We start from the raw sequence: 262 nt of genomic DNA on the forward strand, positions 1-262 counted from the left end.
GCCGCGCCTGCGCAAGCCCGAGCTGCTGCTGCTGGCCGGGCTGTTCCACGACATCGCCAAGGGCCGCGGTGGCGACCATTCCGAACTCGGCGCGGTCGATGCACGCGAATTCTGCCAGGCCCACCAGCTCAGCGAGACCGATACCGAGCTGGTCGCATGGCTGGTCGAGCAGCACCTGCGCATGTCGGTCACCGCGCAGAAGCAGGACATCTCCGACCCGGAGGTGATCCACCGCTTCGCCTCGCTGGTCGGCAGCCGCGAG

The 262-nt window shown here is 69.1% G+C and carries 1 protein-coding gene; it reads left to right on the forward strand.

Going from position 1 to position 262, the window contains the following annotated elements:
• The coding region (locus tag R0J87_RS21640; RefSeq protein WP_498888876.1) for an HD domain-containing protein at positions 1-262 on the forward strand (262 nt) is incomplete at both ends.

Source organism: Halomonas sp. SIMBA_159 (assembly GCF_046536035.1).
Taxonomy (GTDB): Bacteria; Pseudomonadota; Gammaproteobacteria; order Pseudomonadales; family Halomonadaceae; genus Vreelandella; species Vreelandella venusta_A.